This is a genomic window from Streptomyces sp. NPDC042346 (genome assembly GCF_055581845.1).
Map to the genome: position 1 here is coordinate 479,765 of NZ_JBVJEH010000007.1, position 15,904 is coordinate 495,668.

Below are 15,904 nucleotides of genomic sequence, written 5' to 3' on the forward strand. Positions count from 1 at the left end.
GCACACCTGTAGGTGGATGGCGAGGAATCATGGACCAGTCTCAGTCTTTTGCCGACGGCGAGCAGCAGCTTCCGCTGACCGGGGCTCAGGCAGGGGTGTGGTTCGCGCAGGCCGTCGAACCTGACAGCCCCATCTTCCGCGCGGCGGAGTATCTGGAGATCCACGGCGCCCTGGACACCGCGCTCTTCGAGCGGGCGCTGCGGCGGATGACCGCCGAGGCGGACGCCCTGCACATCCGGTTCGCCGACACCGAGGACGGCCCCCGCCAGGTGATCGGGGCCGAGCCCCCCTGGACCCTGCGGACCGTCGACGTCTCCGGCGAGGCCGACCCCCGCCACGCCGCCGAGGAGTGGATGGGACGCGACCTGCGCCGCCGCATCGACCTGACCGGCTCGCCGCTGTTCACGTACGCGCTGTTCAAGGCCGCCGAGGACCGCTGGTTCTGGTACCACGCCTACCACCACATCCTGCTCGACGGCGTCGGCGCCGCCCTCCTGGTCCGCCGCGTCGCCGACGTCTACACCGCGCTCGCCGCCGGTGCCGACCCCGGCCCCACGCCCTTCGGCTCGGTCCGCACCCTCCTCGCCGAGGACGCCGCGTACCGCGCCTCCGGGGACCTCGCCGACGACCGGGAGTTCTGGCACGGCCGGTACGCCGACCAGCCCGAGCCGGTCGCCCTCTCCACCCGCCCGCTGAAGCCGTCCGCCGACTTCGTCCGGCGCAGCGCGCACCTGCCCGAGGACGTCCGGCAGGACCTGGTCCGCGCGGCGGAGCGGGCCGGCACCGCCCGCTCCCGCGTCGTCATCGCCGCCACGGTCGCCTACATGCACCGCATGACCGGCCTCACCGACATCGTGCTCGGCCTGCCGGTCACCGCCCGCCCGGGCCCCGAGTCCCGCACCGCGCCCGGCATGGCCGCCAACGTGGTCCCGCTGCGGGTCGCTGTCGACGACGCCACGACCGTCGGCGAACTCCTGGAACGCACCAGGGTCGCCCTGCGCGGCCTCGTCACCCACCAGCGCTACCGCGGCGAGGAGCTGCGCCGCGACCTCGGCCTGCCCAACGACCACCGCCGCTTCTTCGGCCCGCTGCTCAACGTCGTCCCGTTCGACTACGACCTGAGCTTCGCCGGACTGCGCGCCGACGCGCACAACATGTCGCTGCGGCTCATCGAGGACCTCGCCGTCTCCGTCTACGACCGGGGCAACGGCGGCGGCATCCGCGTCGACTTCGACGCCCACCCGGAGCTGTACGCCCCGGCCGAGCTCGCCGCCCACCAGGACCGGTACCTGCGGTTCGTCGGCCGGATCGCCCGCGCGCTCGACGAGCCCGGGACGCCGCTCGGCCGGATCGGGCTGCTCGGCGGTGAAGAGCGGGACGCGGCCGTCGTCCGCCCCTCCGCCGCGCTCGCGCCCGCCGCCGAAGGCCCCACGCTCGCCGCCCTGTTCGAGCGCCAGGTCCTCGCCTCGCCCGACGCGCCCGCCCTTGCGTTCGAGGACACCGTCCTCGACTACGCCGAGCTGAACCGGCGCGCAAACCGGCTCGCCCGGCTGCTCGCCGCCCGCGGCGTGGGGCCCGAGGAGCGGGTCGCCCTGCTGCTGCCGCGCTCCGCCGAGTTCGTCATCGCGATCCTCGCCGTGGTCAAGACCGGAGCCGCGTACGTCCCCGTGGACCCGGGCTACCCCGAGGCCCGCATCGCGCACATCCTCGGCGACGCGGCCCCCGTCCGCGTCCTCGTCGACGCCTCCACCGCTGCCGTCGCCGAGGCCGCCGGGCGCACCCCGCTCGCCCTCGACGACCCGGCCGTCGTCGCCGAACTGGCGTCGCTTTCCGGTGCCGACCTCGCGGACGCCGACCGCACCGCCCCGCTGACCGCCGCGCACGCCGCGTACGTCATCTACACCTCCGGCTCCACCGGCCGCCCCAAGGGCGTCGTGGTCACCCACGCCGGCCTGCCGGGCCTCGCCGACACCTTCGTCCGGCGGCTGGACGTCCGCCCGGGCAGCAGGGTCCTCCAGTTCGCCTCCATGGGCTTCGACGCGATGGTGCCCGAGCTGTGCATGGGCCTGCTCGCCGGCGCGACCTTCGTCCTCGCCCCCGCCGAGCGGCTGCTGCCCGGCGACCCGCTGGCCGCGTTCGCCCGCGAGGCCGGGATCACCCACGCCATCCTTCCTCCGTCGTCGCTTGCCGTCATGGACCCCGCCACCGACCTGCCCCCGGGCATGACCATCCTCATCGCCGGCGAGGCCGCCGGTGGGGAACTGGTCTCCCGCTGGGCGCCCGGCCGGCTCTTCGTCAACGGCTACGGCCCCACCGAGACCACCGTCTGCGCCACCATGAGCCAGGCCCTCGACGGCTCCCGCACGCCCCCCATCGGCGACCCCATCGCCGAGAACCGGGTGTACGTCCTCGACAGCGCCCTGCTGCCCGTGCCGCCCGGCGTCACCGGCGAGCTGTACGTCGCCGGCCCCGGCCTCGCACGCGGCTACCTCGGCCGCTCCGCGCTCACCGCCGAGCGGTTCGTCGCCCACCCCTTCGGGCTGCCCGGCGAGCGCATGTACCGCACCGGCGACCTCGTACGCCAGCTCCCGGACGGTTCACTGGAGTTCGTCGGACGCGCCGACGAGCAGGTCAAGATCCGCGGCTACCGCGTCGAGCCCGGCGAGACCGAGGCCGCGCTGCTGCGCCTGCCCTCCGTGGCCCAGGCCGCCGTGACCGTACGCCGCTCCGCCGACGGAACCCCGGCCCTCGCCGGGTACGTCGTCCCCACGGCCCAGGCCGCCGCCGGACTCGACCCGGCCGCTGTCCGCGACGCCCTCGCCGAGGTCCTGCCCGGCTACCTCGTCCCTGCGACCGTCACCGTCGTCGACGCCATCCCCGTCACCCCCAACGGCAAGGTCGACCACAAGGCCCTGCCTGAGCCGGGCCCGGCCACCGCCGGTGCGGGCCGGGAGCCGCGCACCCCGCTCGAACACGCCCTCGCCGCCCTGTTCGCCGACGCCCTCGGCCGCGACACCGTCCTCGCCGACGACGACTTCTTCGCGCTGGGCGGCCACTCCCTCATGGCCGCCCGGCTCGCCCGCCGGGTCTCCGCCGAACTCGGCCGAGACTGCGGTGTCGCGGCCGTCTTCGCCGCGCCCACCGTCCGCCGGCTGGCCGGCCGCCTCGAAGGCACGACCGCCGAGCGCCCCGCGCTCACCCCCGTGTCCCGTGACGGCGACCTCTCCCTCTCCTACGCCCAGCAGCGCCTGTGGTTCCTCGACCAGCTCGAAGGGCCCAGCGCCGCGTACAACATCCCGCTCGTGCTCACCCTCGACGGCACGCTCGACCGGCCCGCCCTCGCCGCCGCGCTCGGCGACCTCACCGACCGCCACGAGATCCTGCGCACCGTCTACCGCGAGACCGGCGGCGTCGCCGCCCAGCACATCCTGCCCCCCGGCGACGCACCCGCGCTCACCGTCCGCGCGGTGAGCGACGACACCCTGGACGCCGAGCTGTCCGCCGCCGTCACCCACCGCTTCGCGCTCGCTGGGGAACCCCCGCTGCGGGCCACCCTGTTCGCCCTCGCCCCCGACCGGCACGTCCTGCTGCTCCTGCTCCACCACATCGCCGCCGACGCCGGCTCCCTCGCCCCGCTGCTCGGTGACCTCACCGACGCCTACACGGCCCGCCGCACCGGACACGCCCCCGCACAGGCCCCGCTCGCCGTCCAGTACGCCGACTACGCGGCCTGGCAGCGGCGCGCCCTCGGCGACGAGAGCGACCCCGACAGCGCCGCCGCCCGCCAGATCGCCTTCTGGAAGCGGCAGCTCGACGGCCTGCCCGACCACCTCGACCTGCCCGCCGACCACCCCCGCGGCGCCGGCTCGGCAGCCCCCGCGGACCTGGTCGCACTCGACCTCGACGCGGCCGCCCACCGCCGCCTCGCCGAGCTCGCCCGTGCCACCGGCGCCAGCACCTTCATGGTCGTCCAGGCCCTCGTCGCCACCCTCCTGACCCGACACGGCGCCGGGACCGACATCGCCCTCGGAACGCCCGTCACCGGCCGCCCCGAGGACTGCCTGGACGCCCTCGTCGGCTTCTTCACCAACACCCTCGTGCTGCGCACCGACACCTCCGGCGACCCCACCTTCGCCGAACTCCTCGCCCGCGTCCGCACGAGCAACCTCGACGCCTACGCCCACCAGGAGCTTCCCTTCGAGCGGCTGGTCGAGGTGCTCAACCCGGCCCGCTCCACCTCCCACCACCCGCTGTTCCAGGTCATGATCTCCATGGACAGCTCGGAGCGGTCACTGCCCGCCACCGACGGGCTCACGCTCGGCCTGGTCGACGTGCCCACCGGCGCCGCCAAGTTCGACCTGTCGTTCAACGTCCGCGAGCACCGCGCACCCGGCGGCGACGAGGCCGGCCTGCTCGTCGCGCTGGAGTTCCGCACCGACCTCTTCGACCGCACCACCGCCGAAGCGTTCCTGGCCCGCTTCGCCCGGCTCGCCGAAGCCGCCACGGCCGCCCCCGGCACCCGCATCGGCAGCGCCCCGCTCCTCTCGGACGAGGAGATCCACCGGCTCCTCGTCGCATGGAACGACACCGCCGCGCCGGAGACCATGACCGACGCCGTCGCCCGCGTCCGCGCCGTCGCCGCCGAGCACCCCGAGGCCGTCGCCGTCACCGACGACCACGGCGACGTCACGTACGCCGCACTCATGGACCGCGTCGACCGGCTCGCCGCCCGGCTGCGCGCCCGCGGCGCCCGGGAGGACACCGTCGTCGCCGTCCTCGCCGACCGGGGCGCCGCCGCGATCACCGCCTTCCTCGGCATCCAGGCCGCGTCCGCCGCCTACCTCCCGCTGGACACCCGCGCCCCGCACGAGCGGTCCGCTTCCCTGCTCGCCGACGCCTCCGCCGCCTGGCTGCTCACCGGGCCCGGCCACGAGGAGACCGCCGCCGCCGTCGTCGCGAGGACCGGCGCGAAGGCCCTGCCGGTCGACGACCCGGCCGACCCCGCCCCGGCCGCCGACGCCACCGCACCGGCCGGTGACCAGCTCGCGTACGTCATCTTCACCTCCGGCTCCACCGGCCGCCCCAAGGGCGCGATGGTGCACCACCGGGGCATGAACAACCACCTGCTCGCCAAGGTCGACGACCTCGGCCTGACCGGCGCCGACGCCATCGTCCAGAACGCGCCCCTCACCTTCGACGTCTCCGTCTGGCAGATGATCGCCCCGCTGCTCACCGGCGGCCGCGTCCTCGCCGTGAACCAGCTCCTCGCCGCCGACCCGCTGGGCCTGTTCCGGCTCGTCGGCCACGACGAGGTCACCGTCCTGGAGGTCGTCCCCTCCCTGCTGCGCGCCGCCCTCGACACCTGGGACGAAGGCGCGGAGGTCCCCGCCCTGACCGCCCTCAGGTGGCTCGTCGTCACCGGCGAGGAACTCCCCGCCGACCTGTGCCGCCGCTGGTTCGCCCGCTTCCCCGGCATCCCGATGATGAACGCGTACGGGCCCACCGAGTGCTCCGACGACGTCACCCACGCAGTTCTCACCCCCGACACCCTCGACGAGCGGCGGATCACCGCCCCCATCGGTCACGCCGTGCGCAACACCACCCTCTACGTCCTCAGCGACGAGAGGCAGCTCGTCCCGCCCGGTACCCCCGGCGACCTGTACGTGGCCGGCGTCGGCGTCGGCCGCGGCTACCTCGGCGATCCCGAACGCACCGCGGCCGCGTTCGTCCCCGACCCGTTCGCCGACGACGGCAGCCTCATGTACCGCACCGGCGACCTCGTCCGCCACCGCCCCGACGGGCAGCTGGAGTTCATCGGCCGGCGCGACTCCCAGGTCAAGATCCGCGGCCAGCGCATCGAACTCGGCGAGGTCGAGGCCCATCTGCGGGCCCTGCCCGGCGTCACCGACGCCGCCGCCGCGGTCGTCCCCGGCGCCGGCGGACACCGCCACCTCGTCGGCTACGTCGTCGGCGACGACGACGTCCGCGGCCTGCGCGAGGCCCTCGCCGCCACGCTGCCCGAACACCTCGTCCCCGCCGTCCTCGTCGCCCTGCCCGCGATGCCGCTCACCCCGAACGGCAAGGTCGACCGCAAGGCCCTGCCCGCCCCCGACTTCACCGCCGTCGAACGCCGTACCCCGCGCACCCCGCAGGAGGAGATCCTGTGCGGCGTCTTCGCCGACATGCTCGGCCTCGACCGGGTCGGCGTCGACGACGACTTCTTCGCCCTCGGCGGGCACTCCCTCCTCGCCACCCGCCTCGTCGCCCGGATCCGCACCGCCCTCGACGCGGACCTGGAGATCGCCGCGCTCTTCGAGACGCCGACCGTCGCCGGCCTCGCCGCCCGGATCGCCGCCGCGGGACCCGCCCGCGGCGCCGTCGCCCGCCGCGAACGCCCCGACAGGCTGCCGCTGTCGTACGCCCAGCGCGGCCTGTGGTTCCTCAACCGGATGGACCCGGCCGACGGCACCTACAACATCCCCCTGGTGCTGCGGCTCTCCGGCCCGCTCGATCACGGCGCCCTGCGCCGCGCCCTCGCCGACGTCGCCGGCCGGCACGAGAGCCTGCGCACCGTCTTCCCCGAGACCGACGGCGTCCCGCGCCAGCTCGTCCTCGACCCCGAGCAGGCCCGCCCCGTCCTCGACGTCGTCGAAGCCGCCGGACGCGACGCCGACGCCCTCGTCGCCGAAGCGGTCGGCCGCGGCTTCGACATCACCCGCGAGGCCCCGCTGCGCGCCCGGCTCGTCGCCGTCGGACCCGAGACGCACGTCCTCGTCGTCGTCGTCCACCACATCGCCGGTGACGGCTGGTCCACCGCGCCGCTCGCCCGCGACCTGAGCGTCGCCTACGCGGCCGCCCTCGAAGGCCGCGCCCCCGACTGGACCCCGCTGCCCGTCCAGTACGCCGACCACACCCTGTGGCAGCGCGACCGCCTCGGCGAGGAGAGCGACCCGGACAGCGTCGTCTCCGCCCAGATCGCCTACTGGAAGGACGCCCTCGCCGGCCTCCCCGAGGAGCTCGCGCTCCCGACCGACCGGCCCCGGCCCGCGCTGCCCAGCCACCGCGGCGGCCTCGTGCCCTTCCATCTCGGCCCCGAGACCCACCGCGCGCTGCTGCGCCTCGCCCGCACCCACGGCGTCACCCCGTTCATGGTGCTGCACGCCGCCCTCGCCGCCCTCCTCACGCGCCTCGGCGCCGGCACCGACATCCCGATCGGCGGCTCGGTCGTCGGCCGGGGCGACGAGGCCCTCGACGACGTGGTCGGCTTCTTCGTCAACTCCCTTGTGCTGCGCACCGACACCTCCGGCGACCCCACCTTCGCCGAACTCCTGGAGCGCACCCGCACCGCCGACATCGCCGCCTTCGCCCACCAGGACCTGCCGTTCGAACGGCTCGTGGAGGCGCTCAACCCGCGCCGCTCGCTCAACCGCCACCCGCTGTTCCAGATCAAGCTCGTCCTGCAGAACCTGGACCGCCCCGAGGTCGACTTCCCCGGCCTGCGCGCCGACGTCGCCCAGATCGACCCCGACATGGCCAAGTTCGACCTGCTCCTCTCCGTCGCCGAACGGTACGACGAGCACGGCGAACCGCAGGGAGTCGAGGCCGCCGCCGGCTACTCCGCCGACCTGTTCGACCGGCCCACCGTCGAGGCGCTCGCCGGCCGCTTCGTCCGGCTCCTCGAATCCGCCCTGAGCGACCCGCACCGGTCGCTCGCCCGGCTCGCCGTCATGGACGGCAGCGAACGGCACGACCTGCTCGTCACCCGCAACGCCACCGACCACGACACCCCCGACGCCACCCTCCCGCAGCTCTTCGAGGCCCAGGCCGCCCGCACCCCGGACGCCCCCGCCGTCGTCTGCGGCGCCGAACGGCTCAGCTACGCCGGGCTCGACGCCCGCGCCAACCGCCTCGCCCACCTGCTCCTGGAGCACGGCGCCGGCCAGGACACCCTGGTCGCCCTCGCCCTGCCCCGCTCGGCCACCGCCGTCGCGGCGATGCTCGCCGTCGGCAAGGCCGGCGCCGCCTACCTGCCGCTCGACCCAGAGCACCCCGGCGAGCGCGTCACCCGGCTCCTCGCCGACGCCCGCCCCGCCCTCGTGCTCACCACCGCCGCCACCCTGGACGCCGCCCCGCACCTGGCCGGCGCCGGCGCCGGCGCCCGCGTCCTCGTCCTGGACGCCCCCGACATCGCCGACGCGCTCGCCCGCGCCCGCACCGACGCCCCGGCCGAACGCGACCGGACCGCGCCCGTCACCCCCCTCGACGCCGCGTACGTCGTCTACACCTCCGGCTCCACCGGCGCGCCCAAGGGCGTCGTCGTCGAGCAGCGGGCCCTGGTGGACTACGTGGTGCGCTGCGCCGCCGAGTACCCCGGCCTGAGCGGACGCACCCTCCTCCACTCGCCGCTCTCCTTCGACCTCGGCCTCACCACCCTCTACGGCACCCTCCTCGCCGGCGGCTGCCTCCACGTCGCCGACCTCGACGAGACCCTCGACGTCCCCGGCGGCCTGACCTTCCTCAAGGCCACCCCCAGCCACCTGCCGATCCTCGACACCCTGCCCGACGAACTCTCCCCGACCGCCGAGCTGATGACCGGCGGCGAGGCCCTGCACGCCGAACAGCTCGCCGCCTGGCGCGCCCGGCACCCGCAGGTCGCCGTCGTCAACCACTACGGCCCCACCGAGACCACCGTCGGCGTCCTCGACCACCGCGTCCCGGCCGGCGCCCCGCTCGCCGCCGGACCGGTCCCGCTCGGCCGCCCCATGCGGAACACCCGCGCCTACGTCCTCGACACGGCCCTGCTGCCCGTGCCCGACGGCGTCACCGGCGAGCTGTACATCGCCGGAACCGGCCTGGCGCGCGGCTACCTCGGCCGCCCCGCCGGCACCGCCGAGCGGTTCGTCGCCGACCCCTACGGCCCGCCCGGCGCGCGCATGTACCGCACCGGCGACCGGGTCCGCTGGAACGCCGCCGGCGTCCTCGAATACGTCGGCCGGGCCGACCACCAGGTCAAGGTCCGCGGCTTCCGGATCGAACTCGGCGAGGTCGAGGCCGCCCTGCTGTCCGCCCCCGGCGTCCGCCAGGCACTCCCGCTGGTCCGCGAGGACCAGCGGGACGACAAGCGCCTCACCGCCTACGTCGTCCCCGCCCCCGGCGAGCGGCTCGTGCCCGACCGCGTCCGCGCCCATGTCGCCGGGGTGCTCCCCGAGTACATGACGCCCACCGCCGTCGTCGTCCTCGACGCGCTCCCGCTCACGGCCAACGGCAAGGTGGACCGGGGCGCGCTGCCCGCCCCCGAGGCCGCCGGCGGGCCGGTGACCCGCACCCCGCGCACCCCGGAGGAGGAGATCCTCGCCGGCCTGTTCGCCGACGTCCTCGGCGTCGCACGCGTCGGCGTCGACGACGACTTCTTCGCCCTCGGCGGCCACTCCCTGCTCGCCATGCGGCTGCTCAGCCGCATCGCCTCCACCCTCGGGGTCCGCGTCGGCGTCAAAGCGCTGTTCGACGCCCCGACCGTCGCCGGCGTCGCCGCCCGGCTCACCACCCCCGGCGAGACGCGCCCCGCGCTCGTCCCCGCCGACCGCGGCGACCGCGTCCCGCTGTCCTTCGCCCAGACCCGGCTGTGGTTCCTCAACCGGCTCGAAGGCCCCAACGCCACCTACAACGTGCCCCTCGTGCTCCGTCTCGCCGGCACGCTCGACCGCGCCGCCCTGCGCGCCGCGCTCCGTGACGTCACCGACCGCCACGAGAGCCTGCGCACCGTCTTCCCGGAGACCGACGGCGTCCCCCGCCAGCACGTCCTCGGCCCGGTCGAGGGCGCCGCCGTCCTCGACGAACGCGCCGTCCCGGCCGACGAGCTGGAGCAGGCGATCACCGACACCGTCCTCGGCGGCTTCGACCTGACGGTCCAGCCGCCGCTGCGGGCCCGCCTGCTCACCGCCGACGGCTCCGGCGCCTGCGTGCTCGTCCTCGTCACCCACCACATCGCCAGCGACGGCTGGTCCCTCACCCCGCTGCTCGCCGACCTGTCCCGGGCCTACGCCGTCCGTACCCGTGGCGCCGCACCGGCCTGGGAGCCGCTGCCGGTCCAGTACGCCGACTACACCCTGTGGCAGCGGACGGTCATGGGCGACGAGACCGACCCGGACAGCCAGCTCACCCGGCAGCTCGACCACTGGAAGGCCGCCCTCGACGGCCTCCCCGAGGAACTCGACCTGCCCGCCGACCGGCCCCGGCCCGAGGTCGCCACCTACCGCGGCGACAACGTGCCGCTTGAGCTCGACGCCGAGACCCACGCCGCGCTCGCCGCGCTCGCCCGCGCCCACGGCGTCAGCCTCTTCATGGTCCTCCAGGCCGGTCTGGCCGCCCTGCTGACGCGGCTCGGCGCCGGCGGCGACATCCCGATCGGCACGCCCATCGCCGGACGCACCGACGACGCCCTCGACGAGCTGGTCGGCTTCTTCGTCAACACCCTGGTCCTGCGCACCGACACCTCCGGCGACCCGACCTTCCGCGAACTTCTCGCCCGGGTCCGCGAGACCGACCTCGCCGCGTACACCCATCAGGACCTGCCGTTCGAGCGTCTGGTGGAGGAGCTGAACCCGGTACGGTCCCTGGCCCGCCACCCGCTCTTCCAGGTCATGCTGATCCTGCACAACACCGGCCGGCCCGAGATCGACCTGCCCGGACTGCGGATCGAGGTCGAGGGCGCCGACGCCCCGGTCGCCAAGTTCGACCTGTCCGTCAGCCTCTGGGAGCGGCACACCGACGACGGCGCCGCCGACGGCGTCCTCGGCCGGATCGAGTACGCCCTCGACCTGTTCGACCGCTCCACCGCGGAAACGGTCGCCGCCCGGCTCCAGCGGCTCCTCACCGCCGCCGCGCACACCCCCGAGCTGCCGATCAGCGGCCTCGCGGTCCTCGACGACGCGGAACTCCACGACCTCCTCGTCGTCCGCAACGCCACCGGCCACCCGCGCCCCGAGGCGTCGCTGCCCCAGCTGTTCCGCCGCCAGGCCGCCCTCACCCCCGAGGCGACCGCCCTCGTCCGCGGCGACCTCACCCTCACCTACGCCGAACTCGACGCGCGCTCCGACCGGCTCGCCCGCACCCTGCTCGGCCGGGGCGTCCGCCCCGAGGACCGGATCGCGCTGCTCCTCGCCGACCGGGCCGCCCACGTCGTGGCGACCCTCGCCGTCGCCAAGGCCGGCGGCGTGTACGTACCGCTGGACGTGCGCAGCCCCGAGGCCCGCACCCGGCGGATCCTCGACGGCACCGCGACCGTCCTCGTCCTCGCCGAGACGGTCACCGCCGCCCGCGTCCCGGACGGCTCCGCGCCCGTCCTGCTGCTCGACGACGGGCTCCCGCCGGCCGGCGCGCCCGACGCCGAACTGCCCGCGATCCACCCGGACCGGCTCGCCTACGTCATGTACACCTCCGGCTCCACCGGTGAGCCGAAGGGCGTCGCCGTCACCCACCGCAACGTCGCCGGGCTCGCCCGCGACCGCTACTGGGGCCACGGCGCCGACGACCGGGTGCTCATGCACTCCCCGCCGTCCTTCGACGCCTCCACGTACGAACTGTGGGGCCCCCTCCTCAGCGGCGCCTTGATCGTCGCCTCCGACGGAGACGCCACCGACATCGCCTCCCTGGCCGCCACCATGACCCGGCACCGCGTCACCGTCGGCCTGTTCAGCGAGGGCGTGTTCCGGCTCCTCGCCGAGAACCACGCCGACGCCTTCCGCGACCTGCGCGACATCTACGTCGGCGGCGACACCGCCTCGGCGACCGCCGTCCGCAAGGTTCTGGAGCAGACCGCCGGAGCCCGCCTCACCAACAGCTACGGCCCCACCGAGACCACCCTGTGCGTCGTCCACCACGCCCTCACCGACGAGGACGTCGCCCGCAACGCCTTCCCCATCGGCCGCCCGCTCGACAACACCCGGGTCTACGTCCTCGACACGGCCCTGCGGCCCGTCCCCGACGGCGTCACCGGCGAACTGTACGTCGCAGGCGAGGGCCTGGCCCGCGGCTACACCGGCCGCCCCGGCCTCACCGCCGAACGCTTCGTCGCCGACCCGTACGGCCCGCCCGGATCGCGCATGTACCGCACCGGCGACCGGGTCCGCTGGCGGGCCGACGGCGCCCTGGAGTTCGCCGGCCGCGCCGACGCCCAGGTCAAGGTCCGCGGCTTCCGCATCGAGCTCGGAGAGGTCGAGGCCGCCGTCGCCGCCCACCCGGCCGTCGCCCAGACCGTCGTCGTGGTCCGTGAGGACCGGCCCGGCGACAAGCGCCTGGTCGCCTACGCCGTCCCGACCGCCGGCCGGCCGCTCGACGCCGACGCGCTGCGTGCCCACGTCGCGGCCCTGCTGCCCGACTACATGACGCCCGCCGCGTTCGTCGAACTCGCCGAACTGCCCCTGACCCGCACCGGAAAGCTGGACCGCAGGGCCCTGCCCGCACCCCGGTACGAGGGCGGTGGCGGCCGCGCCCCGCGCAACGAGCGCGAGCAACTGCTGTGCACGCTCTTCGCCGACCTGCTCGGCGTCGCCGAGGTCGCCGTCGACGACAACTTCTTCGCCATGGGCGGCGACAGCATCGTCTCCATCCAGCTCGTCAGTCGGGCCCGTGAGGCCGGACTCGTCCTCACCCCGCGCGACATCTTCCAGCACCAGACCGTCGAGGCCCTCGCCCTCGCCGCCACCGCTCCGGGCGCCGACGCCGCGAGCGCCCCCGACGACGGCACCGGGACCGTGCCCGCCACCCCCATCATGGAATGGCTGCGCGGCCTCGGCGGCCCCGTCGCGGGCTTCAACCAGTCCGTCCTGCTCCGCACCCCCGCGGGCCTCGGCGAACCGGCCCTGGTCGCCGCCGTCCAAGCCGTCCTCGACGGACACGACCTGCTCCGCGCCCGCCTCGACCGGACCGGGGACGGCCCCTGGACCCTGGACGTTCCGCCCGCCGGCAAGACCGACGCCGCCGACCGCGTCACCCGGGTCGAGATCACCGCCGTCCCCGACGACGCCCTCGCCCCGCTCCTCACCGACCACGCAGAGACCGCCCGCCGGTCCCTCGACCCCGACCGGGGCGACATGCTCCGCGCCGTCTGGTTCGACGCCGGACCCGACCGCGCCGGACGACTCCTGCTCATCGCCCACCACCTCGTCGTCGACGGCGTCTCCTGGCGCATCCTCGTCCCCGAGCTCATGACCTGCTGGACCGACACCGAAGCAGGTCGCGAGACCGGGATCGCACCCGCCCGCACCTCCTTCCGCACCTGGGCCCGCCGCCTCGCCGACCGTGCCCTCAGCGGCGACGTCGAGGCCGAACTCCCGCTGTGGGAAAGGATGACCGCGGAAGCCGACCCGCTCCTCTCCGACCGCCCCCTCGAACCCTCCGCCGACACCCACGCCACCACCCGCCGTCGCGCCCGCACCCTCCCCGCCGACCGCACCGAGCCCCTGCTCACCGCGGTACCCGCGGCGACCGGCGCCGGCCCCGACGAGATCCTGCTCACCGCCCTCGCCCTCGCCCTCGCCGAATGGCGACGAGGTCGCAGGCGCGGCGCGCCGGGCGCCGGGCCCGTGCTCCTCGACGTGGAGGGCCACGGCCGCAACGACGACGACGGCGCCGAACTCTCCCGCACCGTCGGCTGGTTCACGGCCATGCACCCGCTGCGCCTCGACCCCGGCGTCAAGTGGCACGAGGTCCGCGGCGGAGCCCCGGCCGCCGGCGAGGCCCTGCGCCGGGTGAGCGGCCAGATCCGCGCGATCCCCGCCAAGGGTGCCGGATACGGCCTGCTCCGCCACCTCAACCCGCGCACCGCGGACCTCCTCGCGGGCGGCGCCACACCGCAGATCGGCTTCAACTACCTGGGCCGCGTCCGCACCGACCACTCCGCCGGCCCCGCCGACTGGGGCGCCGCGCCCGAGGACGTACGCATCGCCCCGACCGACCCGGACCTGCCGTTCGCCCACAGCCTGGAGGTCAACGCGGTCACCCACGACCGGTCCTCCGGACCCGAACTGACCGTGACCTGGACCTGGCCCGGCGGCCTCTTCGACGAGACCGACGTCGACGCCCTCACCGGCCTCTGGTTCGAGGCCCTCGACGCCCTCACGCGGTACAGCACCGCACACGCCGCCCCCGCCGGCGGCGCCCCCCGCAGTCTGACGACATCCGACCTCTCCCTGGCAGACCTGGACCAGGGCGAGATCGACGAGCTCGAGGCCGACCTGGCCGACCTGGAGGATCTGACGTGACGCACACCAGCCGACCGGCCCGCAAGCCGTCCGGACTCGAGGGCGTCCTGCCCCTGTCCCCCCTGCAGGAAGGCCTCCTGTTCCACTCCCTGCTCGACGACGGCGAGGGCCCCGACGTCTACGCCGTCCAGCTCGCCGTCGACCTGGAGGGACCGCTCGACGCGGCCCGGCTCAAGGACGCGATGGCCGCCCTGCTGCGGCGCCACGCCAACCTGCGGGCCGGATTCCGCTCCGTACGCTCCGGAAAGCCGGTGCAGTTCATCCTCCGCGAGGTCGAACTGCCCTGGCGCGAGGCCGACCTCACCCACCTGCCCGCGGAGGAGCAGGAGGCCGAACTCGCCCGGCTCGCCGACGAGGACCGCGCCGAGCGCTTCGACCTGGCCGCGCCGCCGCTGATCCGCTGCCTCCTGATCCGCCGCGAGGACGCGCTGCACCGGCTGGTCGTGACCAACCACCACATCCTGCTCGACGGCTGGTCGATGCCGGTCGTGCTGCGCGAACTCTTCACCGTGTACGAGCAGGGCGAGCAGGCCCTGCCGCCGGTCACCCCGTACAAGAATTACCTCCAGTGGCTGGCCGCCCAGGACCGCACGGAGACCGAGCAGGTCTGGCGGCGCACCCTCGCCGGCGTCGAGGAGGCCACCCGCCTCGCCCCGGCCGCCGTCGGCCGCGAGGCCCGCATGCCGGAGCGCGTCGAGACCCTGCTCCCCGCCGACCTCGGCGACGGCATCGCGGACCTCGCCGCCTCCGGCGCGGTCACCCTCAACACCGTCGTCCAGCTCGCCTGGGCCGTCGTCCTGGGCCGCCTCACCGGCCGCGACGACGTCGTCTTCGGCACCACCGTGGCCGGACGCCCGGCCGAGGTGCCCGGCGTCGAGTCCATGGTCGGCCTGTTCATCAACACCGTCCCGGTCCGCGTCGCCCTCGACCACGACGAACCGTGGTCCAAGGCCCTCGCCCGCGTGCAGAACGAGCAGGCCGACCTCGGCCCGCACCAGCACCTCGGCCTCGCCGAGATCCAGGCACTGGCCGGCATCGGCGAACTCTTCGACACCACCGTCCTCGTGGAGAACTACCCCGTGGACCCCGCCGCCGAGGGCGCCCGGCTGGAGTCCGGGCTGCGCCTCGTCGGCGCGAAGGGCCGCGACGCCACCCACTACCCGCTGACCCTCGTCGTCTCCCGGACGGCCGCCGGCGTGCAGGTGCGCGTCGACTACCGGCCCGACCTCTTCGACCGTGCGGCGGCCGAACGGATCCTGCGACGACTGGAGCGTGTGCTGCGTGCCGCGGTCATGGACGCGGACCGGCCCGTGGGCGCGGTAGACGTGCTGGAAGCCGCCGAGCGTGATCGGTTGGTGAGCGGGTGGAATGCGACGGGTGCTGTGGTGCCGGTGGGTGTGGTGCCGGTGTGGTTCGCGGAGTGTGCGGCGCGGGCGCCGGAGGCGCCGGCGGTGGTGTGTGGTGAGGTGCGTCTGTCGTACGGGGAGTTGTGGTCGCGTGCGGTGGGTGTGGCCAATGAGCTGACCGCTGCGGGTGTGGGTCGTGGTGCGGTGGTGGCGTTGGCGGTGCCGCGTTCGGTGGATGCGGTGGTGGCGATGCTGGGTGTGGGTCTTGCGGGTGGGGTGTTCCTGCCGGTGGATCTG

The 15,904-nt window shown here is 75.2% G+C and carries 2 protein-coding genes; both read left to right on the forward strand.

Annotated elements, in window-relative coordinates:
- Positions 1 to 29 precede the first annotated feature (29 nt).
- Entirely contained in the window at positions 30 to 14,261 is a 14,232-nt protein-coding gene (locus ACZ6K0_RS28120; protein WP_469232234.1) for an amino acid adenylation domain-containing protein, read from the forward strand.
- A partial coding sequence (locus ACZ6K0_RS28125; RefSeq protein WP_469232232.1) for a condensation domain-containing protein occupies positions 14,258 to 15,904 on the forward strand: 1,647 nt, incomplete at its 3' end. The genes ACZ6K0_RS28120 and ACZ6K0_RS28125, both read left to right, overlap by 4 nt.

Coding starts and splice junctions, on each gene's coding strand:
- ACZ6K0_RS28120 (WP_469232234.1), top strand. CDS start 30: ATGGACCAGTCTCAGTCTTTTGCCGACGGCGAGCAGCAGCTTCCGCTG.